The 20,841-nt window shown below is 62.3% G+C and carries 18 protein-coding genes; 9 read left to right on the forward strand and 9 right to left on the reverse strand.

The features are described from left to right. Nucleotides 1-172 precede the first annotated feature (172 nt). The 3 genes from PG881_RS10210 (at nucleotide 173) to PG881_RS10220 (ending at nucleotide 2,099) form a co-directional block, all read left to right on the forward strand. Complete coding sequence (locus PG881_RS10210) at nucleotides 173-739, forward strand: LON peptidase substrate-binding domain-containing protein (RefSeq protein WP_049045479.1); 567 nt, start codon at nucleotides 173-175, stop codon at nucleotides 737-739. Nucleotides 740-871: 132 nt separating this feature from the next. Continuing rightward, nucleotides 872-1,441: a sigma-70 family RNA polymerase sigma factor gene (locus PG881_RS10215; protein ID WP_270799765.1), complete on the forward strand. Its 570-nt coding sequence runs from the start codon at nucleotides 872-874 to the stop codon at nucleotides 1,439-1,441. Then, a complete protein-coding gene (locus tag PG881_RS10220) occupies nucleotides 1,434-2,099 on the forward strand; it encodes a ChrR family anti-sigma-E factor (RefSeq protein ID WP_270799767.1) in 666 nt (221 codons plus the stop codon). The genes PG881_RS10215 and PG881_RS10220 overlap by 8 nt, the downstream gene beginning before the upstream one ends. Before the next feature lie 61 nt (nucleotides 2,100-2,160). Here the strand turns inward: PG881_RS10220 and bacA are convergent, their stop codons facing one another. From bacA to galE, 6 genes are all read right to left on the reverse strand, one after another. Next, nucleotides 2,161-2,976 (reverse strand): undecaprenyl-diphosphate phosphatase, encoded by an 816-nt coding sequence (gene bacA, locus PG881_RS10225; protein WP_011707770.1) that lies wholly within the window; start codon nucleotides 2,974-2,976, stop codon nucleotides 2,161-2,163. Between the two features lie 193 nt (nucleotides 2,977-3,169). Next, a complete protein-coding gene (locus PG881_RS10230) occupies nucleotides 3,170-4,180 on the reverse strand; it encodes an aldo/keto reductase (RefSeq protein ID WP_270799769.1) in 1,011 nt (336 codons plus the stop codon). Nucleotides 4,181-4,365: 185 nt separating this feature from the next. Beyond that, nucleotides 4,366-5,358: a galactose-1-epimerase gene (gene galM / locus PG881_RS10235; RefSeq protein ID WP_270799770.1), complete on the reverse strand. Its 993-nt coding sequence runs from the start codon at nucleotides 5,356-5,358 to the stop codon at nucleotides 4,366-4,368. A gap of 64 nt (nucleotides 5,359-5,422) precedes the next feature. Next, the gene (galK, locus tag PG881_RS10240; protein ID WP_011707767.1) at nucleotides 5,423-6,571 is read right to left on the reverse strand and encodes a galactokinase; all 1,149 of its coding nucleotides are present in this window, start codon (nucleotides 6,569-6,571) and stop codon (nucleotides 5,423-5,425) included. Beyond that, the gene (locus PG881_RS10245) at nucleotides 6,568-7,626 is read right to left on the reverse strand and encodes a UDP-glucose--hexose-1-phosphate uridylyltransferase (protein ID WP_042862890.1); all 1,059 of its coding nucleotides are present in this window, start codon (nucleotides 7,624-7,626) and stop codon (nucleotides 6,568-6,570) included. Before PG881_RS10245 ends, galK begins: the two co-directional genes overlap by 4 nt. Nucleotides 7,627-7,732: 106 nt before the next feature. Further along, nucleotides 7,733-8,746, reverse strand: a complete 1,014-nt coding sequence (gene galE / locus PG881_RS10250) for a UDP-glucose 4-epimerase GalE (RefSeq protein WP_270799772.1) — start codon at nucleotides 8,744-8,746, stop codon at nucleotides 7,733-7,735. Between the two features lie 204 nt (nucleotides 8,747-8,950). On the opposite strand from galE, the gene PG881_RS10255 reads away from it, so the two are divergent. The 6 genes from PG881_RS10255 (at nucleotide 8,951) to PG881_RS10280 (ending at nucleotide 18,859) form a co-directional block, all read left to right on the forward strand. Next, nucleotides 8,951-9,955 carry a substrate-binding domain-containing protein gene (locus tag PG881_RS10255; protein ID WP_011707764.1) on the forward strand — a complete coding sequence of 335 codons (1,005 nt, stop codon included), beginning with the start codon at nucleotides 8,951-8,953 and terminating at the stop codon, nucleotides 9,953-9,955. A gap of 218 nt (nucleotides 9,956-10,173) precedes the next feature. Further along, nucleotides 10,174-13,251, forward strand: a complete 3,078-nt coding sequence (locus tag PG881_RS10260; RefSeq protein WP_270799775.1) for a beta-galactosidase — start codon at nucleotides 10,174-10,176, stop codon at nucleotides 13,249-13,251. A gap of 234 nt (nucleotides 13,252-13,485) precedes the next feature. Then, nucleotides 13,486-14,472, forward strand: coding sequence for a galactose/glucose ABC transporter substrate-binding protein MglB (gene mglB / locus PG881_RS10265; RefSeq protein WP_270799777.1), 987 nt, complete (start codon nucleotides 13,486-13,488; stop codon nucleotides 14,470-14,472). Nucleotides 14,473-14,526: 54 nt separating this feature from the next. Next, nucleotides 14,527-16,047 carry a galactose/methyl galactoside ABC transporter ATP-binding protein MglA gene (mglA, locus tag PG881_RS10270; RefSeq protein ID WP_029302302.1) on the forward strand — a complete coding sequence of 507 codons (1,521 nt, stop codon included), beginning with the start codon at nucleotides 14,527-14,529 and terminating at the stop codon, nucleotides 16,045-16,047. A 16-nt stretch (nucleotides 16,048-16,063) separates the two neighbouring features. Beyond that, entirely contained in the window at nucleotides 16,064-17,074 is a 1,011-nt protein-coding gene (gene mglC / locus PG881_RS10275; protein ID WP_011707760.1) for a galactose/methyl galactoside ABC transporter permease MglC, read from the forward strand. A 51-nt stretch (nucleotides 17,075-17,125) separates the two neighbouring features. Further along, complete coding sequence (locus PG881_RS10280) at nucleotides 17,126-18,859, forward strand: methyl-accepting chemotaxis protein (RefSeq protein WP_270799781.1); 1,734 nt, start codon at nucleotides 17,126-17,128, stop codon at nucleotides 18,857-18,859. A 601-nt stretch (nucleotides 18,860-19,460) separates the two neighbouring features. Here the strand turns inward: PG881_RS10280 and PG881_RS10285 are convergent. From PG881_RS10285 to PG881_RS10295, 3 genes are all read right to left on the reverse strand, one after another. Next, nucleotides 19,461-19,829 carry a CopG family transcriptional regulator gene (locus PG881_RS10285; protein ID WP_106551536.1) on the reverse strand — a complete coding sequence of 123 codons (369 nt, stop codon included), beginning with the start codon at nucleotides 19,827-19,829 and terminating at the stop codon, nucleotides 19,461-19,463. 1 nt (nucleotide 19,830) lies between these two features. Continuing rightward, nucleotides 19,831-20,478: an AAA family ATPase gene (locus PG881_RS10290; RefSeq protein WP_073352123.1), complete on the reverse strand. Its 648-nt coding sequence runs from the start codon at nucleotides 20,476-20,478 to the stop codon at nucleotides 19,831-19,833. A 100-nt stretch (nucleotides 20,479-20,578) separates the two neighbouring features. Continuing rightward, nucleotides 20,579-20,755 carry a hypothetical protein gene (locus PG881_RS10295; RefSeq protein WP_270799783.1) on the reverse strand — a complete coding sequence of 59 codons (177 nt, stop codon included), beginning with the start codon at nucleotides 20,753-20,755 and terminating at the stop codon, nucleotides 20,579-20,581. Nucleotides 20,756-20,841: the final 86 nt, after the last annotated feature.

Below are 20,841 nucleotides of genomic sequence, written 5' to 3' on the forward strand. Positions count from 1 at the left end.
AGAATATTGGACGGAAATTGTGGTGCTTATCCATTTCTACTGCATATCGAAGCGGCTTGTCCAGGCTATTTTCCCCTGATTGTTAAGGGGTTTTTTATTCCAACTCGTTCTGAATGATCTGCCCCGTCGGCACGGTCGTATCAACAGGGACCTTTTACCGAGGAATCTGTCGATGAAACTGGCGCTGTTTCCCCTCTCGGCCCATCTGCTGCCCGGCGGCATCATGCCGCTGCGCATCTTCGAGCCCAGATACCAGCGCATGATCGCCCAGGCGGGAGATCAGGGCTTCGCCCTCTGCATGCTGGATCCCCGCCAGCCCGATGCGCTGCGCAACATGTACCCCATCGCCACCCGGGTGCGGATCGTCGACTTCGATCAACTGCCGGACGGCCTGCTCGGCATCACAGTGCTCGGCATGGAGCGGGTCAGGATCACCGATCTGTGGCAGGAGGCAGACGGCTTGCGGATCGGGGAGGTGGAGCAATTGCCCCCCTGGCGCACCGGCCGGCTCAATGCCGACCAGCACTCGCTGGCCAGGGCGCTGCAGGAGGTGTTCGAGGACTACCCGGAATACGCGGCCCTCTATCGCAACCCCGACTGGGGTGATGCCAGCTGGGTGGCCCAGCGCTGGCTGGAGGTGCTGCCGATCCCGGTGGAGCAGAAGCAGTGGCTGGTGGCGGCGGAAGACAACCAGCCGGCGCTCTCCCTGCTGAGCGGGTTGCTGGTCGCCAGTCACTGAACTCTCTTTGATACGGCGCCGGTGATCCTTTTGCCGCGGCGCACGTATTGGTACGCATCACCCTCTTCAAGGTACGGCGCCATGGCATATACTGGCCAATCACAATCGACTCCGCACAGGATATCGCCCCCCATGGATGACACCGCCGGCGATCTGAAATCCCTGCTGGTGCGGGTGGCCGAGCATGGCGACAAGGCCGCCTTCGCCACCCTGTTCCAGCACTTTGCCCCGCGCATCCGCAGCTACGGGTTGCGTCACCTCGGCAGCGAGGCCAACGCCATGGAGCTGGTACAGGAGACCATGCTGCTGGTGTGGCAGAAGGCCCGGCTCTATCACCCCGACAAGGGGGCTGCCACCACCTGGATCTATACCGTGATGCGCAATCAGAGCTTCGACATGCTGCGCCGACGCCGCGCCAGCAAAGAAGAACTCTGTGCCGAAGAGCTGTGGCCCATGCTGGAGTTCAGGGCGGAAGAGGAGCACCTGAGCGGCGGCGAAGACGCCGTGCTGACCCGCCAGATGGCCCATTACGTCGGCACCTTGCCGGAACCGCAGCAGCAGGTGGTGCGCGGCATCTATCTGCAGGAGCTCTCCCAGCAGGAGCTGGCAGACCGGCTCGGCGTGCCGCTCGGCACCATCAAATCCCGCCTCAGATTGGCATTACAAAAATTGAAGGAACAAGTGGAGCAAGGCCATGATTAAAGCCCATCCCGTTCAGGCCATGTTGCGCGCCTTTGCCGCCGACGAACTGCCCCTGCCGCTGGCCGTCGGCGTTTCCGCCCACTGCGAGCTCTGCCCCGATTGCGCGGCCCGCTTGCGGGCCTGCGAAGAGGAGCTGGCCCGGCAATACCTGGCGCCCACCGAAGAGTGCGAGCCCTTGCCGGTGGCGTTCGATGCCATGCTGGCCGGCATCCTGCAGCAGCCGGTGGCCAGTGCCGCCGCGTTGAGTCAGTCGGCGGCGGTCCAACCCGAGCTGCAGGTAGCGGGCCAGTCGTACCGGTTGCCACGGGTACTGGCTCGTCATCACGCTCCCAGCTGGCGCCACATCGGCGCCATCCGGCAGGTGAGCCTGCCGCTCGACGAGCAGGGGGCCCGCGCCAGCCTGCTGCACATAGAGGCGGGCGGCCGCATTCCCGAGCACACCCACAAGGGTTATGAGCTGACCCTGCTGCTGGCTGGCACCATCGAAGATGGCGACACCCGCTATCAGGCCGGGGACTTCATCTGGCGTGATGCCAGCCACGCCCACAGTCCGCACACCCCGGACGGCTGCCTCTGCTACACGGTGCAGGATGCGCCGGTGCAGTTCACCAAGGGGCTGTCGCGGCTGCTCAACGGCATCAGCCATCGCCTCTACTGAGCCATGGCGGCAATAAAAAAGGGACCCTCGAGGTCCCTTTTTGCATGGTGTTGCGGCCGGATCAGGCGACGAACACCAGATAGACGGCGAAGGCCACCACGAAGCGGTAGATGGCGAACGGGATGAAGTCGAGGCGACGGATCAGCGCCAGGAAGGTCTTGATGGCGATCATGGCCACCACGAAGGCGGTGATGAAGCCCACCGCGAACATGGGGAAGTCGGCCATGGAGAGCAGATCCCGGCTCTTGTAGAGATCCAGCCCGCTGGCCGCCACCATCATGGGCACCGCCAGGATGAAGGAGAACTCGGCCGCCGCCTGACGGCTGATCCCCATCAGCATGCCGCCGCTGATGGTGGCACCGGAGCGGGAGAAACCGGGCCAGAGCGCCAGGCACTGGAACAGGCCGATGCCGAGCGCCTGCTTGTAGCTGATGTCGTCCAGGGTTTCGGAGCGCACCGCCGGGCGGAACTTCTCGGCGATGATCAGCAGGATGCCGCCGGCCACCAGGGCGTACATCACGGTTTGCGGGCCGAACAGATGAGCCTTGATCCAGCTGTGGATGGCGAGGCCGATGATCACGGCGGGCAGCATGCCGAGAATGATGTGCACCAGCGAGAGGGTGGCGTGTCCTTGCGCCGGTTTCTGGCCGAAGTGGATGCCGATCAGGCCAAACAGGCGGCGCCAGAACACGGCGACCACCGCCAGGATGGAACCCATCTGGATCACCACTTCGAAGGTGGCAGCCTTGGGGCCGTCGAAGCCAAGCAGGTGGCCGACGATGATCATGTGGCCGGTGGAGGAGACGGGGAGGAACTCGGTCAGGCCCTCCACTATGCCCAGCACGAAGGCGACAAACAGGGCGTAAGACTCTGTCATGTTTCAGATCTCTTGATTATTGGTCCGGATGAAGTCGGCCCCGAGCCGAGCCAGGGGCGACCAATGATGGAGGAAAATCGGGCGGGCAACCAGTGAATATTGTGTCGGCGCCAGGCCCCCGCCGACGGGATCGACGGCGGGGCCATGGGTTTTCGTTCGGGTCAGATTTGTTCGCCGTCGGCATCGGCCCCGATCAGGCGGTGCCCTGACCGGCCAGGATCCCCTCGATTTGCTGCAGCAGCGCCGCATCCAGCGGGGGCTGGGCCTGGGCTTCCACCGCGCTGACAATCTGCTGCGGGCTGCTGGCACCGATCAGGGCGCAGCTCACCACAGAGTCGCGCAGCACCCACTGCAGCGCCAGTTGCGACAGCGGTTGGCCCCGCTGCTGCGCCAGCGCGTGCAGGGCACGGATGGTGGCCAGCTTGCCGGCAGTGATCTGCTCGGGCTTGAGGAAGGGGCTGGCACTGGCGGCGCGCGAATCCGCTGGAATGCCGGCCAGGTAGCGATCGCTCAGCAGCCCGCCGGCCAGCGGGGAGAAGGCGACCACCCCCATGCCGTGCTCGCGGCAGACCGGCAGGGTTTCGGGCTCAATATCGCGCTGGAACAGGGAGTATTTGAGCTGATTGACCAGACAGGGGGTGCCCAGCTCCGCCAGCCGGGCGGCGGCCTGCGCGGCGAGCGGGGCCGGGTAGTTGGAGAGGCCGACGTAGAGCGCCTTGCCCTGACGTACCATCAGGGCCAGCGCCTGACAGGTCTCCTCCAGCGGGGTGCGCGGATCCGGTCTGTGGTGATAGAAGATGTCTACGTAGTCCAGACCGAGCCGGCGCAGGCTCTGGTGCAGGCTGGCAAACAGGTATTTGGCACTGCCGCCGTCGCCGTAGGGGCCATCCCACATGATGTATCCCGCCTTGCTGGCGATGATGAGCTCGTCCCGATAGGGAGCCAGGCTCCCCTTGAGCAGCTTGCCGAAGGTGATCTCGGCCGACCCCGGCGGCGGCCCGTAGTTGTTGGCCAGATCGAAGTGGGTGATACCCAGATCGAACGCCTGGTGCACCATGGCTTTCGCGGTGGCGGGATCGCACTCGGCGCCGAAGTTGTGCCAGAGGCCGAGAGCTATGCCGGGCAGGCGCAGGCCGTGGCGACCGGCGGGTCGATAGGGCTGGCGCTGATAGCGGTCGGGGGCGGCGAGGTAGTGATCATCCATAACGACTCCTTGCGTGGACTTGTATGCGAGCGGATGTGACGGGTGACCCCGCGCCCTCTTCATCCGCCATATCGGCGTGGGGAAGATCGCGCGGGGCCAGCGTGTAGTCAGAGTGCCGCGAAACGGTGACGCCGCCCCGGCCTCGCCTGGGGTGGTCAGCGCAGGCTTGGCGGAGGGCGCCGGGGTCAGCCGGCGGCGATAAAGCGATAACGGGTCTGGTGGCGATAGGTCTGCCCCGGCAACAGCCAGGGATCCCCCAGCGCGGGCCGGTTGGGGCTGTCCGGCAGCTGCTGGGCCTCCAGACAGAAGCCGGCGTGATCCTGATGGAGTTGGCCATCGCGTGCTGGCGTATTGGCCAGCCAGTTGCCGGTGTAGAACTGCAGCGAGGGCTGGTTGGTATAGACCTCCATGGCCAGCTGGCGATCCCCCGAGACCACCCGCGCCGCCCACTCGGCGCTCGGCCCGTTGAGCACAAAGGCGTGATCATACCCCTTGGCCTGTTGCTGCTGGGGGTGGCTCAGCCAATCTTGTCCGATCAGGTGCTCGTGGCGCAGATCGAACGGCCCCTCCACCGGTGCGATCGCGAGCGGCAGTCCGCTCGGGTCGGTCGGCAGGAAACGGTCGGCATTGAGGCGGATGAGGTGGTTGCGCACATCGCCACCGTCCGGGTTGTCATCGAGATTGAAGTAGGTGTGGCTGGTGAGGCTGACCGGGGTCGCGGCATCCGTGCTGGCGACGAAATCCACCACCAGATCGCACTGCTCCAGCCGGTACTCCAGCGTGACCCGCAGGTTGCCGGGAAAGCCCTGATCCCCTGCCCGGGAGAGCAGGGTCAGTCTGACCCGGTCCGCCTCCCGCTCCTTGATCTGCCAGTGCTGGCGATGAAACCCCGCCCGTCCGCCGTGCAGGCAGTGGGGCGGCTGGTTGGCATCCAGCGGCCAGCGCTGGCCGTCGCGCAGCAGCTCGGCGTTGCCGATGCGGTTGGCAAAGCGCCCCGCCACCGCCCCCAGCCACACCTGCTGAGCGGGGTAGGCCTCATCGGCGCAGCCCAGCAGCACTTCGCGGCGCCCGCCCGCCACCGGCAGGGTGAGGGAGGTGAGGGTGGCGCCAAAATCGAGGCCGCGCAGGCGCAGCCCCTCCTCGTTTTCCAGCTCGAACGGGATCATGGCATCGCTCATAGTCTGCCTGCACCTGTGTTGCCGATCCGGCCGACGTCGCCGTCGGCCTGCATCATCAATGGGCTCATAGTTTTCCCGCCCCCGCGCTGGCGCGGCAGACGTAGCTGTCGGCCTTGAGGCCGAAGCGGGCCGGGTACTCGGCATCGACCGCGGCGATCACCTCGGCCACCTTGTCGGGGTGCAGCAGGGCGACCACGCAGCCACCGAAGCCGCCACCGGTCATCCGCACGCCGCCCTCGGTGCCGATCCTGGCCTTGATGATCTCCACCAGACCGTCGATGGCGGGCACGGTAATTTCGAAGTCATCGCGCATGGCGGCGTGGGAGTCGGCCATCAGCTCGCCGAGGCGCACCAGATCCCCTTGCGCCAGCGCGTCGGCGGCGGCCAGGGTGCGGCTGTTGTCGCCCACCACGTGACGGGCGCGGCGATAGCAGACCTCATCCAGCCCGGCCTTGCCCGCTTCCAGCGCCGCCAGATCCAGATCGCGCAGCGCCTTGACCCCGTAGTGACGGGCGGCTGCTTCGCACTGCTGGCGGCGGGTGTTGTATTCACTGTCCACCAGGCCGCGGCGTACGTTGGAGTTGACGATCAGCACCGCCAGATCGGTGGGCATGGGGATGAGTCGGGTTTCCAGCGAACGGCAGTCGAGCAGCAGGGCATGATCCTGTTTGCCGCTGGCGGAGATCATCTGGTCCATGATGCCGCAGTTGCAGCCGACGAACTGGTTCTCCGCCTGCTGGCCGTTGAGGGCAATTTCGGCCTGCGTGATGGCGAGCCCCAGCGCCTCCTTGAAGGCCTGGCCGATGGCCACCTCCAGCGAGGCGGAAGAGGAGAGGCCGGCCCCCTGCGGCACGTTGCCGGAGACCACCAGATTGAGGCCGCGTAGCGGATAGCCTCGCTCCTGCAGGTACTTCACCACCCCGCGGATGTAGTCGCTCCAGCGCTGGTCGGCATGGTGGCCGATGGGCTGGTCGAGATCGAACAGGTCGCGCTGGTTGCCGTAGTCGGCGGCGATCACGTGCACCAGGCTGTCATCGCGCAGGCCGATGGCGACGCAGGTCTCGTAGTCGATGGCGCAGGGCAGCACGAAGCCGTCGTTGTAGTCGGTGTGCTCGCCGATGAGGTTGACGCGGCCGGGGGCCCGCACCAGCAGGTCGGGTTGTTGCTCAAACTGCTCGGCAAACACGGCGCTGACGCGCTGGCTCGGGGTCATAGGGCCTCCTCGTTGGCCTGATTGGTCTGGTTGTAATGAATGGGGCTCAGGGCACGTAGCCGTTCGGCGGCTTGCTCGGGAGTGAGGTCACGCTGGGTCTCGGCCAGCATCTCGAAGCCCACCATGAATTTGCGCACCGTGGCGGAGCGCAGCAGCGGCGGATAGAAGTGGGCATGCAGTTGCCACGCCTCTGGGCAGTCGGAGCGGGGCGGGGCAAAGTGCCAGCCCATGGAGTAGGGGAAGCTGCACTCGAACAGATTGTCGTAGCGGCTGGTGAGCTCCTTGAGCGCGATGGCCAGATCCTGCTGCAGCTCGGGAGTGAGGTCGAGCAGAGAGGGAACGTGGCGCTTGGGCAGCAGCAGGGTCTCGAACGGCCAGGCCGCCCAGAAGGGAACTACCGCCAGCCAGTGGGCGGTCTCCACCACGATGCGGGAGCGATCCTGCAGCTCCCGCTCCACGTAGTCGACCAGCAGCGGGCGGCCGTGCTCCGCCAGCCAGTCGCGCTGGTGCTGCTCTTCGCGGGCAATTTCATTGGGCAGGAAGTCGCTGCCCCACAGCTGACCGTGGGGATGAGGGTTGGAGCAACCCATGACGGCGCCCTTGTTTTCAAACACCTGCACCCACTCCCACTGGGCCGACAGCTCGGCCACCTGCTCCATCCAGGTGGTGATCACCTGCTCGATGGCCGGCAGGGGCAGCTCGGGCAGGGTCTTGCCGTGATCCGGCGAGAAGCAGATGACCCGGCTGGTGCCACGGGCGGCTTCCAGCTTGAGCAGGGGATCCTGCTCGCCACTGGCGGCCGGGGTGTCCTGCATCAGGGCGGCGAAGTCGTTGGTAAAGACGAAGGTGTCCCGATAGTCGGGATTCTGGTCGCCGGTGACGCGCTTGTTGCCGGCACAGAGGAAGCAGTCGGGATCATGGGCCTGGCTCGGCGCCTGGCTCACCTTCTCGACCTGGCCCTGCCAGGGGCGCTTGGCTCTATGAGGGGAGACCAGCACGTATTGGCCGGTCAGCGGGTTGAAACGACGGTGGGGGTGATCAACCGGGTTGAACATCATCACTCCTCAAGCTCAATAAAGGAATTGCGGGCAGTGATGAGGGCGGGTTCGCCGCTCATCTGTGGCCCCTCTCCCGCGACGGGAGAAGGGAGCAAAACGGACATCACGCCTCGTACCCCTGGGGGTTGGCGGATTGCCAGCGCCAGCTGTCGGCGCACATGGCGGCCAGATCCCGCCGGGCACGCCAGCCCAGCTCGCACTCGGCCTTGGCGGGATCGGCCCAGCATTCGGCGATGTCGCCCGGGCGTCTTGGCTCGATGCGATAGGGCAAGGTGCGACCGCTGGCCGCCTCGAACGCCGCGACCATCTGCAGCACGCTCTGGCCCTGGCCCGTGCCGAGGTTGTAGACGTGTACGCCACCCTTGCTGGCGCAGTGCTGCAGCGCCTTGACGTGCCCCTCTGCAAGATCCATCACGTGGATGTAGTCGCGCACGCCGGTGCCGTCGACGGTGGGGTAATCGTTACCAAAGATGGAAAGGCAGTCGCGCCGGCCGATGGCGACCTGGGTCAAAAACGGCATGAGGTTGTTGGGGATCCCCTGGGGATCTTCCCCCATGGTACCCGACTCGTGGGCGCCGACCGGGTTGAAGTAGCGCAGCAGGGTCATGCTCCAGTGCGGCTCCGCCCGCTGCAGATCCTCGAGGATCTCTTCGATGATCAGCTTGGATCGGCCGTAGGGGTTGGTGGCGCTGCGCGGGAAATCTTCCCGGATGGGGGTGCTGGCCGGGTCGCCGTAGACGGTGGCCGACGAGCTGAACACCAGGTTATGGACGCCGGCCCGCTGCATCGCCTGCAGCAATACCAGGGTGCCGCTCAGGTTGTTCTCGTAGTATGCGAGGGGGAGGCGGGTGGACTCGCCGACCGCCTTGAGGGCGGCGAAGTGGATCACGGCGTCGATCCGTTGCTCGCTGAAGATGCGATCCAGCAGAGCCGGGTCACGGATGTCCCCCTGATAGAAGCGGGGCTCGCGCCCGCTGATGGCGGCGATGCGAGCCAGTACGCCCGCCTTGCTGTTGCAGAGGTTGTCCACCACCACGGGCTCCATGCCAGCCGCTTGCAGTGCCAGGCAGGTGTGGCTGCCGATGTAGCCGCAGCCGCCGGTGACCAGTACTTTCATCCTCATCTCCACGCTGAAAAAAGCCTGTGAAGGAGTCTAGCTGAGGGGCCGGCGGGCAAACTGTGAACTGGCTAACAAATATGTGTAAACGATTACACTTGTTTTGATGGTCATCATTTCAGCAATATGGTTTTCCCCCCTGTTATCAGTGACATTGCTCGGTATAATGGCGCCATCCCGAGCCGTGAAATAAGTGAAAACAGCATGAGTACCATCAAGGATGTCGCCCGTTTGGCCAACGTATCGGTGGCAACGGTTTCACGGGTGATGAACAACTCACCCAAGGCCAGTGCCGCTTCCCGCGAGGTGGTGCAGAAGGCCATGGCCGAACTGGGCTACACCCCCAATGCCAACGCGCGGGCACTGGTCAGCCAGACCTGTGACACCATGGGGGTGCTGGTGGGCGACGTGGCGGATCCCTTCTTCGGCGCCCTGGTCAAGGGGGTGGCTGCGGTGGCGGTGGAACAGGGTCTGCACCTGTTGATGGGTAATGGTTTTCACAAGGCACGGCAGGAGCGCGAATCCATCGAACTGCTGATCGGCAAGCGCTGCGAGGCGCTGGTGGTGCACAGCAAGGCGCTGAGCGACGAGGAGCTGATCGACTACGCGCTGCGGGTGCCCGGCATGGTGCTGATCAACCGCGACATTCCGGCGCTCAAGGGGCGCTGCATCGCCCTCAACAACCGCCAGGGGGCCGCCACGGCGACCCGCCATCTGCTGGAACTGGGCCACCGCCACATCGCCTTCCTCAGTTCGGATCACGCCATCGAAGATGCCATCCTGCGGCTGCAGGGCTATCAGGATGCGCTGGCCGAGGCGGGGCTGCGCGCCGATCCCGAGCTGGTGGAGAGTGGCATGCCCAACGAGGAGGGTGGCGAGCGCGCCATGCTCAACCTGCTGGCCAAGGGGCTGCCCATCACGGCCGTGGTGGCCTACAACGATGCCATGGCGGCGGGGGCCATCTCGGTGCTGGCGGACAACGGCCTCAAGGTGCCGGAGGAGGTGTCGGTGGTGGGCTTCGATGACATCATCTATGCCAGATACCTGCGCCCCAAGCTCTCCACCATGCGCTACCCGGTTGAACTGATGGCTGCCCAGGCGGCCAAGCTGGCACTGCAGCTGGCGGCGGGCGAAAGCGAGGCGGTGCAGAGCCGCATTTACACCCCGACCCTGATCAACCGCCACTCGGTGGCTCCCGTTCGAAGCTGATCCCTTTCATTTACCTCCGTTTATCGCTCCGGAGCGCCGTTTTTGCGGCGCGTGATCCGGAGCCTTCGCCTTTTACCTGCATTTAGCGCATTTTTACCCTGTTTTACTTAACAAATTCAGTGTAATCGTTTACATCTGTGTGAGCGAGATCGCCGATCACCGGGCAAAACTCCCCTACACTGCATACGTTTTCGGCGTTCATGCAGGGAGAGAGAAGAATGCTCAGGGAGATAGTGGCCCGTCAGGACTGGCAGACCCAGGCAATTACCGCAGTGAATCGGCTGTCTGCCCATACCCCCTTGTTCAGCTGGCGTAGCGAAGCCGCGGCGCGAGATGATCTCGCCTCGCCATCGCGCACCCTGCTGGATGGGGAGTGGCGTTTCTCCTTCTTCGCGGCGCCCGAGCTGGTGCCGGAGCACTGGCTGGTCGAGGATCTGCCGGATGCCTGTGCCATCAAGGTGCCGGGCAACTGGCAGCTGGATGCGGCCTACCCAGGGTTGCGGCCTGCGACGGATGTGCCCATCTACACCAACATCAAATATCCCTTCCCGTGCGATCCACCGCGGGTGCCGGCCGAGAATCCCACCGGCTGCTATTCCCGCGACTTCAGCGTGCCGGCCGACTGGCTCGCCAGCGGCCAGACCCGGATCATCTTTGACGGGGTGGACAGTGCCTTTCACCTCTTCTGCAACGGTCGCTGGGTCGGTTACTCCCAGGACAGCCGGCTGCCTGCCGAGTTTGACCTGACCTCTTTCCTCTGCGGCGGTGACAACCGGCTGGCAGTGCTGGTGCTGCGCTGGTCTGACGGCTCCTATCTGGAAGATCAGGACATGTGGCGCATGAGCGGCATCTTCCGCTCCGTCAGCCTGCTGCACAAACCGGCCCGTCATCTGATGGACATTAGGGTCACCCCAGAGCTGGACGCCTGCTATCGCGATGGCCGCCTCAAGATCGCGCTGCAGGCGGCCAATGGGGCCGGTCTGTCGGTGGTGGCCAATCTCTATGACGGCGGTGAGCGGGTGGCGACCCTGCGTCAGCCGATCGGCACGCAAGCCATTGACGAGAAAGGGGCGTATGACGATCGCGCCGAGTGTTGGCTCGAGGTGGCGGCCCCGCGCAAATGGAGCGCCGAGACCCCCCACCTTTATCGCCTCACCCTGACCCTGCTGGACGAGCAGGGGGAACCTATCGAGAGCGAAGCCTATGACGTGGGCTTTCGGGCGGTGGAGATCCGTGGCGGCCTGCTGCGGGTCAACGGCCAGCCGCTGCTCATTCGCGGCGCCAACCGTCACGAACACGATGCGGCCAGTGGCCATGTGGTGACCCCCGCCGCCATCGAGCAGGATCTGCTGTTGATGAAGCGGCACAACTTCAACGCGGTGCGCTGCTCTCACTACCCCAATCACCCCGAGCTGTATCGGCTGTGCGACCGGCTCGGTCTCTACGTGGTGGACGAGGCGAACCTGGAGACCCATGGCATGACCCCCATGGGGCGGCTGGCGCGGGATCCCGTCTGGAGCAACGCCTTCCTAGAGCGGGTGACCCGCATGGTGGCTCGCGACTTCAACCACCCCTGCATCATCATCTGGTCCCTTGGCAACGAGTCGGGTTATGGCCCGGCCCACGATGCCATGTATGGCTGGGTCAAGCGGGCGGATCCGAGCCGTCCGGTGCAATACGAAGGGGGTGGGGCCGATACGCCGGCCACCGACATCATCTGCCCCATGTATGCCCGCACCCATCAGGATCAGCCTTTCCCGGCGGTGCCCAAGTGGGCGCTGGCCAAGTGGATCGGCCTGCCGGGCGAGACCCGCCCGCTGATCCTGTGTGAATACGCCCACGCCATGGGCAACAGCCTGGGGGGCTATGCCCACTACTGGCAGGCATTTCGTGATCATCCGCGATTGCAGGGTGGTTTCGTCTGGGATTGGGTCGATCAGGGACTGGACAAGCTGACCGATGACGGCCGCCATTTCTGGGCCTATGGCGGTGATTTCGGCGATACCCCGAATGATCGCCAGTTCTGCTGCAACGGTTTGGTGTTCCCCGACCGCACCCCCCATCCCGCCCTGTTTGAGGCAAAACGTGCCCAGCAGCCGTTCGGGTTGACGTTGCTCGAACGCCAGCCGTTGACGGTCGAGATCCGCAGCGAGTACCTGTTTCGCGAGACGGACAACGAGCGGTTGCAGTGGCGGCTGTGTGAAGACGGTGTAGTGGTGAGCCAGGGTGAATGCCCACTCATCCTGGCACCGCAGGGCAGCGTGACGCTGACTCTGCTGGAACGGCTGCCGGCCTTTGCGCCGGGGGCGCTCGCCTGGCTGGATCTCGCCATCGTGCAGCCCGCTGCCACGCACTGGTCAGCGGCTGGTCACGAGGTAGCGCGCCAGCAATGCATGCTGCCTGCGCCGCTGGCACTGCCCGCCACCCGCCCGCCAGCCACCTTTATCGAGCTGGCGGATGGCTGGCAGATCCGGGCGGCCACCAGCGAGTGGCGGCTGGACAAGGCCAGCGGCCGCGTCCAAAGCTGGTGCAAGCTGGGCCGCGAGCAACTGAAAGAGGCCATTGCCGATCACTTCTATCGGGCGCCGCTCGACAACGACATCGGCACCAGCGAGGCAGACCACGCCGATCCCAACGCCTGGATCGCGCGCTGGCAGGAGGCCGGGCTCAATGAGCTGCAGCACCGCTGCCTCGACCTGGTAGTGAGCCCTGACCAAGGGGTTGTGACGGTACGCCACGGTTACTTCGTCGGCGATACGCTCAAGCTGCTGACCCGCTGGCGCCACGAATTCGATCAGGATGGGGCCATGCGCCTTGCCATCGAGGTGCAGGTAGCGGCCGAGATGCTCTCTCTGCCACGTATCGGCGCCCGGCTCTGGCTGACCGACGAGGTGCTGGTGACAGGGGAGGAGGTGAGCTGGCTGGGGCGCGGTCCGCATGAGAATTATCCGGATCGCCTGCTGGCTGCCGACCTCGGTCGCTGGCAGTCGTCGCTCGATGCGCTGCACACCGCGTATGTGTTCCCGACCGACAACGGACTGCGCTGTGACACCCGCCAGCTGCAGCTGGGTAGTGTCGAGGTCGAGGGGCTGTTCCATTTCAGCTTGAGCCGCTTCAGTCAGCAGCAGCTGGCACAGGCCCGCCACCAGACCGATCTGGTGGCCGAGGGAGGGCTGCACCTCTGTCTCGATGGCTTTCATATGGGGATTGGGGGCGATGACTCCTGGAGCCAGAGCGTGCGGCCGGAATATTGGTTGCAGCCGGGCGGCTACTATTGGAACTGTGTTCTACGCTGAATCTGAGCGATTGCTTAACAAGAAAGAGCTTCGTTCAGGGCTTTACCCTCGACAATCAAATGTAACTGCATGATTTTTAATTTATTTGTTGCTATGTAACAGAGTGTAAACGTTTTCATTTTGTTGTCATGATCACAGATTGTCATACAACAAACTGATTACATTAGGCTGGCGCCAGTTCACTTGGTGTACAGCATTCCCTACAAAAACAGATAGAGAGATCGGAGCATAACAATGAGAAAGATCACGACCATTGCCGCCGTATTGATGAGCCTGATGGCTGGGGCCACCGCTCATGCCGAAACCCGCATCGGGGTGACCGTCTACAAATACGACGACAACTTCATGGCGGTAGTGCGCAAGGCAATCGAGAAGGAAGCGGCGGCCAACCCGGGGGTGGAGCTGTTGATGAATGACTCCCAGAATGACCAGTCCAAGCAGAACGATCAGGTCGACGTACTGCTGGCCAAAGGCGTGAAGGCGCTGGCCATCAACCTGGTTGACCCGGCGGCGGCCCCGGTCGTGATCGAGAAGGCCCGTGGCGAGGATGTGCCCGTGGTGTTCTACAACAAGGAGCCGAGCGCTGCCGATCTCGCCAGCTATGACAAGGCTTACTACGTGGGTACCGACTCCAAGGAGTCAGGCATCATCCAGGGTCAGCTGATCGCCAAGCACTGGAAAGCCAACCCGGCCTGGGATCTGAACAAGGATGGCGTCATCCAGTTCGTGCTGCTGAAAGGGGAGCCGGGTCACCCCGATGCGGAAGCCCGTACCACCTACGTCATCAAGACCCTGAACGACGGCGGCATCAAGACCGAGCAGCTGCACATGGATACCGGTATGTGGGATACCGCCATGGCCAAGGACAAGATGGACGCCTGGATCTCCGGCCCCAACGCCAACAAGATCGAAGTGGTCATCGCCAACAACGATGGCATGGCGATGGGTGCCGTCGAGTCGCTGAAGGCTCAGGGCAAGACCGCCATCCCGGTATTCGGGGTTGATGCTCTGCCGGAAGCGCTGGCACTGGTCAAGAGCGGTGCCATGGCCGGTACCGTGCTGAACGATGCCGCCAACCAGGCCAAGGCGACTTACGAGCTGACCAAGAACCTGGCAGAAGGCAAAGCGGCCGGTGAAGGCACCAAGTGGAACATCGTCAACAAGGTTGTGCGCGTTCCCTACGTTGGTGTCGATGCTGACAACCTGTCCAAATTCGAATAATTCCCTCCTCCCGGGCAAGGGGTCTCCCCTTGCCCTCAGTTTCAACCAGATGTGATGGCTGATATGACAACACAGCAACAATCAGAATGGCTGTTGGAGATGATTGACGTCAGTAAAAGCTTTCCCGGCGTCAAGGCACTCGATAATGTCAATTTACGGGTCCGTCCTCATTCTGTGCATGCGTTGATGGGCGAGAACGGGGCAGGAAAATCCACGTTGCTCAAGTGCCTGTTCGGCATTTACGAGAAGGATCAGGGCAAGATCTTCTTCAAGGGGCAGGAGATCAACTTCACCTCCTCCAAAGAGGCGCTGGAGAATGGCGTCTCCATGGTGCATCAGGAGCTGAACCTGGTGCTGCAACGCTCGGTGATGGACAACATGTGGCTCGGCCGCTATCCCACCAAGGGGCTGTTCGTCGACCACGGCAAGATGTATCAGGACACCAAGCATATCTTCGACGAGCTGGACATCGACATCGACCCGCGGGTCAAGGTCGGAACCCTCTCCGTCTCCCAGATGCAGATGATCGAGATCGCCAAGGCGTTCTCCTATGACGCCAAGATCGTCATCATGGACGAGCCCACCTCCTCGCTGACCGAGAAAGAGGTGAGCCACCTCTTCAAGATCATCAACAAGCTCAAGGAGAAGGGCTGCGGCATCGTCTACATCTCCCACAAGATGGAAGAGATCTTCCAGCTGTGTGACGAGATCACCATATTGCGGGATGGCCAGTGGGTGGCGACCCAGCCGCTCAAGGGCATGACCATGGATCAGATCATCGGCATGATGGTCGGCCGTGAGTTGACCCAGCGCTTCCCGGAGAAGACCAACCAGCCGAAAGAGGTGATCCTCGAAGTCGAGCACCTGACGGCGAAGAACCAGCCCTCCATTCAGGACATCACCTTCAACTTGCACAAGGGGGAGATCCTCGGCATCGCCGGACTGGTGGGGGCCAAGCGCACCGACATCGTCGAGACCCTGTTCGGCATCCGTGATCGCAGTGAAGGGGTCATCAAGCTGCACGGTCAGCCGGTGGCGAACCACAATGCCCACGAGGCGATCCGCAACGGTTTTGCACTGGTGACCGAGGAGCGGCGCTCCACCGGCATCTATTCGCGCCTCGATATCGCCTTCAACTCCCTGATCGCCAACATGGACAACTACAAGGGCTCCATGGGGCTGCTCAGCGACAACAAGATGAAGAGCGATACCCAGTGGGTCATCGACTCCATGCGGGTCAAGACACCGACCCAGCAGACCCAGATCGGCTCCCTCTCGGGGGGCAACCAGCAGAAGGTGATCATCGGCCGCTGGCTGCTGACCCAACCAGAGATCCTGATGCTGGATGAACCGACTCGTGGCATCGATGTGGGGGCCAAGTTCGAGATTTATCAGCTCATCCTGGAGCTGGCGAAGAAGGACAAGGGCATCATCATCATCTCGTCGGAAATGCCCGAACTGCTCGGCATCACGGATCGCATCATGGTCATGAGCAATGGCCGGGTCGCCGGGATCGTCAATACCAAAGAAACTGACCAGAGCGAGATACTGCGCCTGGCATCTCTGTACCTCTAGAGACAGGAAGACATTTATGGAGTCGGCTAAAAATTTCAATCTGATGCGGGCGCTCAAGGAGAACGGCATCTACGTGGTGCTGCTGGTGCTGCTCATGATCATCGTGATCAAGGAACCCTCCTTCCTGAGTCTCACCAACTTCAGCAACATCCTGACCCAGTCTTCGGTACGGGTCATCATCGCGCTGGGGGTGGCTGGCATCATCATCACCCAGGGTACGGATCTGTCGGCCGGTCGTCAGGTCGGCCTGGCGGCACTCATCGCGGCGACCATGCTGCAGGCGCTGACCAACGTCAACAAGGTGTTTCCCAGCCTGGGCGAAGTGCCCATTCCTGCGGTGATCCTGCTGGTGTGCGTGGTGGGGGCCCTGATTGGTCTGGTCAACGGTCTCATCGTGGCCTATCTGAACGTCACCCCGTTCATTACCACCCTGGGCACCATGATCATCGTCTACGGCATCAACTCCCTCTACTTTGACTCGGTGGGCGCCTCGCCGGTAGCCGGTTTTGACCCCCGTTTCTCCAGCTTCGCGCAGGGGTTCATCAAGCTGGGCGGCTTCAAGCTATCCTATCTGACCTTCTATGCCGCCATCGCCAGCGTGTTCGTCTGGGTACTGTGGAACAAGACCCGCTTTGGCAAGAACATCTTCGCCATCGGCGGCAACCCGGAAGCCGCCAAGGTCTCAGGCGTCAACGTGGCGGTCAACCTGGTGATGATCTATGCGCTGGCTGGGGTGTTCTACGCCTTCGGCGGTATGCTGGAAGCAGGCCGGATCGGCAGTGCCACCAACAACCTCGGCTTCATGTATGAACTCGATGCCATCGCCGCCTGCGTGGTGGGTGGGGTGTCGTTTGCCGGCGGGGTGGGCACGGTCGCCGGGGTGATCACCGGGGTACTCATCTTTACATTGATCAACTATGGTTTGACCTATATCGGGGTCAGCCCTTACTGGCAGTTCATCATCAAGGGCGGCATCATCATTCTGGCGGTGGCGCTGGACTCCATGAAGTACGCCAAGAAGAAATAACGATTGGCAGAGAGGGTTGGCAGTGCCAGCCCTCTCTTCTGGAGGGATCCCATGCCATTCAAGGTCAAGATTTACGTCTTGCTGCTGCTGGCCATTCTGGTCACCATCGGCACTGCCTGGTTCAGCGTCAATCACTTCATCAGCGCCTACATCCGCACTCAGGCCACCCAGAACATCAACGAGCAGATCTCCCTGGTCAAAGAGAAGCTGGCCAGCGACATCAATCAAAAAATCCTGCTGGCGGCCAACCTCAACTTCGGGGTGACCAACGTCAAGAAGACGCTGGAAGAGACCGGCTTTCACAATATCGTCAAGGTGATCGGCGACATGGCGTTCGACGTGAGCGGGGTCATCAACGATACGGCCAAGGTCGATGCGCTGCGCAAGCTGATCCCCGCCGCCAACAACCAGATCACCGTCAGCCCGCTGCAGCAGGTGGATGGCAAGCCCGTCATCTCCATTCTGGTGCCGCGAGGGGCCGACTCTGCCTACCTTTATTACCTCGACATGAGCGAGTTCAAGAACCTGCTGGAGAAGGTGAGCGGCGAGGGGCGTTACTTCTCGCTGGCCGATGGCCAGGGCAATGTGCTCTACAGCAGCAAGCCACAGGGGGAGAACGAGGCTCGTCCCAATCCGCTGGATATCCGTGGCAGCAGCTGGACGCTGACTGGCTACATCGATCTCGACTACATCCGTACCATGACCCAGGCGCTCAACGGCCAGATCATCATGGCGTTGCTCGGGGTGGCGGTGGTGGTGATGGTGCTCGCCGTACTGGCGCTCAATCTGGCCTATCGTCCCATCCTTTCGCTGCGGGATCTGGTGCTGGAGCTCTCCCGTGGCAGCGGGGATCTGACCCGTCGGCTGGCGGTAACCAGTACCGATGATCTGGGCCAGATTTCGGCCGGTATCAACCGCTTTATCGAGCGGCTGCAGGAGATGATGAACGAGGTGCGGCAAGCCAGTGGCCAGCTCAACAGCGGTATCGAGGGGCTGGCCAGCCAGACCGGTGCCGTCCAGTCCCTGCTGGCGGATCATGTGCGGGAGACCGAGCAGGTGGTGACCGCCATCAACGAGATGAGCCGTACCGCCGTCTCGGTGTCGGAGAGTGCGGCCAGCACGGCCCAGCTGACCGGCCAGAGCCAGCAGCTGGCGAGCCAGTCCCGCCAGGTGGTGGATCAGGCCATGGCCAGCGTGATGGCGCTGGTGGACGAGGTGGAGGCCACTGCCCGCTCCATCGAGGCCATGCAGCAAGATGTGCAGCAGATTGGTTCAGTACTGGGCGTGATCGGCAGCATAGCCGAGCAGACCAACCTGCTGGCCCTCAACGCCGCCATCGAGGCGGCCCGCGCCGGTGAACAGGGGCGTGGCTTTGCGGTGGTGGCCGACGAGGTGCGTTCCCTCGCCGCTCGCACCCAGCAGAGCACGGCGGAGATCCAGACCATGCTGGCCAGTCTGCAGCGGGGTACCCAGACGGTGGTGGATGCCATGAGCAACACCAAGCAGAGTTGCCAGGGCGCCGCCGAGAACACCACCCGGGTCAATGAATCGCTGGATCTGATGGCGGGAGAGGTGGTGGAGATCAACGATCTTATCAGCCACATCGCCACGGCGGCGGAACAGCAGAGTGCGGTAGCCGAAGAGATCAATCGCAACATGAGTGCGATTGCCGAGGTGATCCGCCAGCTGACTCACAACGGGGAGGAGACGGTAGCCAGCTCCGCCGCGATGCAGCAGACCTACGACAGGTTACGGGAGATTGTGGGCCACTTCCGGCTCGAGTAGATGTTGGAGGCTGGCCGTCGAAGAAAAATGGCCAAAAAAGATGGGGGCGACTTGCGTCGCCCCCGATAGTCTTATCGCTCATGTCCTTGAACGAAGTTGCTCCCTGCAATCCCTGACTATACCTCTTCCTTTAGGTTTCCCCTTCCCAATCCTTTGGGGTGTCCTTTAGCCATCATGGCCTGACGAGTCATCCGTTCCCGTCGCACTTTCTCCGTCCTGGGAGGTGTCCTTTACCACATCCTGTGGTGAGTCCATTTGCCCAACCCTGGCAGCCAGTCTTCCTGACCGACTTCATTGCGTCCGTGCAGGAGTAACTATAAGGATTTCACGGGGCACGACAACGGTAGATTGAAAAACGTTTTTACGCATCTCGTTACGAAGGAAACTTGTTTCGATATATTTCATTTTAAATCAGTTAGTTGGTTTATTTGTGTTCAGGTTTTTTGATCCTATCTTCCGACTATTACGAGAGCTTTTCCGGCGCTTTGCTCACGAGGTGAATGGCGAATATCTCACACGCCGTTTAACCGGGGTTCAGAAAGGGATAAGGGGAGCAGAGCGCGGGGAGCTGGGGGCGATAACAAGTGTCACGACTGTCGTGTCAGTTGTGTTCCTGAAGCCGTTCATAGATGGTTTGGCGTTCTTCCGGGCTCAAGGAGGAGAAGTAATGGGTAAACAGACGCAGCAACAGGGATTTGTTCATGCCATCCTGCTGGGTCAGGCTGCCAAGCTCATCGATGGCCGTGGTGCTCAGTGAAAAGGTCGCTTTTTTGTAGCTGGGTTTCAGGTGTTCACCATTCTCGATGAAGGCGAGTGCAGTGAGGGCTTCCTCCCGATGCAGATTCAGCTCCAGACTGACAACCTGGGGTTTGCCCTTGGCGTAGAAGTCAGCATCTTCGATGAACTCGTCAATGGTGAACTTCTTCTGATGATGCAGATTGTGTTTTTTCTTCAGGTCGGCAAGGCCCATCTCACACCCCCAGCTCCAGAAACTCCTTGGCAATGGCCCGGATCTCTTCGGCCGATTTGCCATCCGGTTCTATTTCCATCACCGACAACCCCTTCTCCTCGCTGTCATCGTAGACATTGCGGCCATAGGTAATGGAGTTGAGTACGTCGACACCGAAGGAAGCGCACACCTCCTTGGCCTCCAGGATCCGTTTCACCTGATTGGGGAGGGCAGGGCACTGGGTCAGCACCACGGCTGCCCGCAGGCTGGGGTTGACCATCTTGCAGGTGGTGATGAGGTCTTCCATGTGCGGCAAGGTCTTGAGGTCGCGGCGTTTGGGACGTAGCGGGATCAGGGCGTGGGTGGCGACAGCCATGGTGGAACGCAGTGCCCGGTTGTCCTGGCCGCCGCAATCGACAATGAGATAGTCATAGCGGTTTTTCAGGCTGAGCAGGTCGTTGCGGATGTTGCCGTAGAGTTGAACACAATTTATCTGGGGCAGGTCCGGATTGTCATTGCGCTCCTGGATCCAGTCCGAGGTGGTGCGCTGTGGATCGCAATCGACCAGCAACACCTCGCCATGAAACTGGGTCCTGAGGTAAACCGCCAGATTCTGGGCCAGGCAACTCTTGCCGCTCCCCCCTTTTTCGCCACCGACCAGCAGGATCATGACCGTCTCCTATCCCTATGAAAAACAGCTGCATTGAGTATAGGAGGGGGTTGGGCCATGACAAGCCAAGAGGAGGTGGCCTCCTCTTGGGCTCTCACTATCAGTAGTACTGGCTGCCGCCATACCACTGACAGATATAGGCCGGTACCAGCATCTGGGGAGCCTTATCGACCTGGCATACCACCAGCGGCATGGCCGGCGCCCCTTCTGCACTGACCAATGCAGGGGTCATGGGCAGCAGCAGGCTTGCAAACAACAGCAGTGATTTGATCTTCATGGTTAGCTCCTTGGTGATAAAACGGGTGTGATCCTGATCACTTTCTGAGTTAAGCCGAGGTGGTTGGTGACGCAAGGTGCTGAAAT

The organism is Aeromonas sp. QDB54, assembly GCF_027707385.1.
Lineage (GTDB): Bacteria > Pseudomonadota > Gammaproteobacteria > Enterobacterales > Aeromonadaceae > Aeromonas > Aeromonas hydrophila.

What these genes read in the sequence shown, in the direction of transcription:
- mglC (WP_011707760.1), top strand. Translation starts at nt 16,064, where the DNA reads ATGGAGTCGGCTAAAAATTTCAATCTGATGCGGGCGCTCAAGGAGAAC.
- PG881_RS10255 (WP_011707764.1), top strand. Translation starts at nt 8,951, where the DNA reads ATGAGTACCATCAAGGATGTCGCCCGTTTGGCCAACGTATCGGTGGCA.
- PG881_RS10295 (WP_270799783.1), bottom strand. Translation starts at nt 20,755, where the DNA reads ATGAAGATCAAATCACTGCTGTTGTTTGCAAGCCTGCTGCTGCCCATG.
- PG881_RS10280 (WP_270799781.1), top strand. Translation starts at nt 17,126, where the DNA reads ATGCCATTCAAGGTCAAGATTTACGTCTTGCTGCTGCTGGCCATTCTG.
- mglA (WP_029302302.1), top strand. Translation starts at nt 14,527, where the DNA reads ATGGCTGATATGACAACACAGCAACAATCAGAATGGCTGTTGGAGATG.
- galE (WP_270799772.1), bottom strand. Translation starts at nt 8,746, where the DNA reads ATGAAAGTACTGGTCACCGGCGGCTGCGGCTACATCGGCAGCCACACC.
- PG881_RS10215 (WP_270799765.1), top strand. Translation starts at nt 872, where the DNA reads ATGGATGACACCGCCGGCGATCTGAAATCCCTGCTGGTGCGGGTGGCC.
- galM (WP_270799770.1), bottom strand. Translation starts at nt 5,358, where the DNA reads ATGAGCGATGCCATGATCCCGTTCGAGCTGGAAAACGAGGAGGGGCTG.
- PG881_RS10290 (WP_073352123.1), bottom strand. Translation starts at nt 20,478, where the DNA reads ATGATCCTGCTGGTCGGTGGCGAAAAAGGGGGGAGCGGCAAGAGTTGC.
- bacA (WP_011707770.1), bottom strand. Translation starts at nt 2,976, where the DNA reads ATGACAGAGTCTTACGCCCTGTTTGTCGCCTTCGTGCTGGGCATAGTG.
- PG881_RS10230 (WP_270799769.1), bottom strand. Translation starts at nt 4,180, where the DNA reads ATGGATGATCACTACCTCGCCGCCCCCGACCGCTATCAGCGCCAGCCC.
- PG881_RS10260 (WP_270799775.1), top strand. Translation starts at nt 10,174, where the DNA reads ATGCTCAGGGAGATAGTGGCCCGTCAGGACTGGCAGACCCAGGCAATT.
- PG881_RS10220 (WP_270799767.1), top strand. Translation starts at nt 1,434, where the DNA reads ATGATTAAAGCCCATCCCGTTCAGGCCATGTTGCGCGCCTTTGCCGCC.
- PG881_RS10285 (WP_106551536.1), bottom strand. Translation starts at nt 19,829, where the DNA reads ATGGGCCTTGCCGACCTGAAGAAAAAACACAATCTGCATCATCAGAAG.
- galK (WP_011707767.1), bottom strand. Translation starts at nt 6,571, where the DNA reads ATGACCCCGAGCCAGCGCGTCAGCGCCGTGTTTGCCGAGCAGTTTGAG.
- PG881_RS10210 (WP_049045479.1), top strand. Translation starts at nt 173, where the DNA reads ATGAAACTGGCGCTGTTTCCCCTCTCGGCCCATCTGCTGCCCGGCGGC.
- mglB (WP_270799777.1), top strand. Translation starts at nt 13,486, where the DNA reads ATGAGAAAGATCACGACCATTGCCGCCGTATTGATGAGCCTGATGGCT.
- PG881_RS10245 (WP_042862890.1), bottom strand. Translation starts at nt 7,626, where the DNA reads ATGTTCAACCCGGTTGATCACCCCCACCGTCGTTTCAACCCGCTGACC.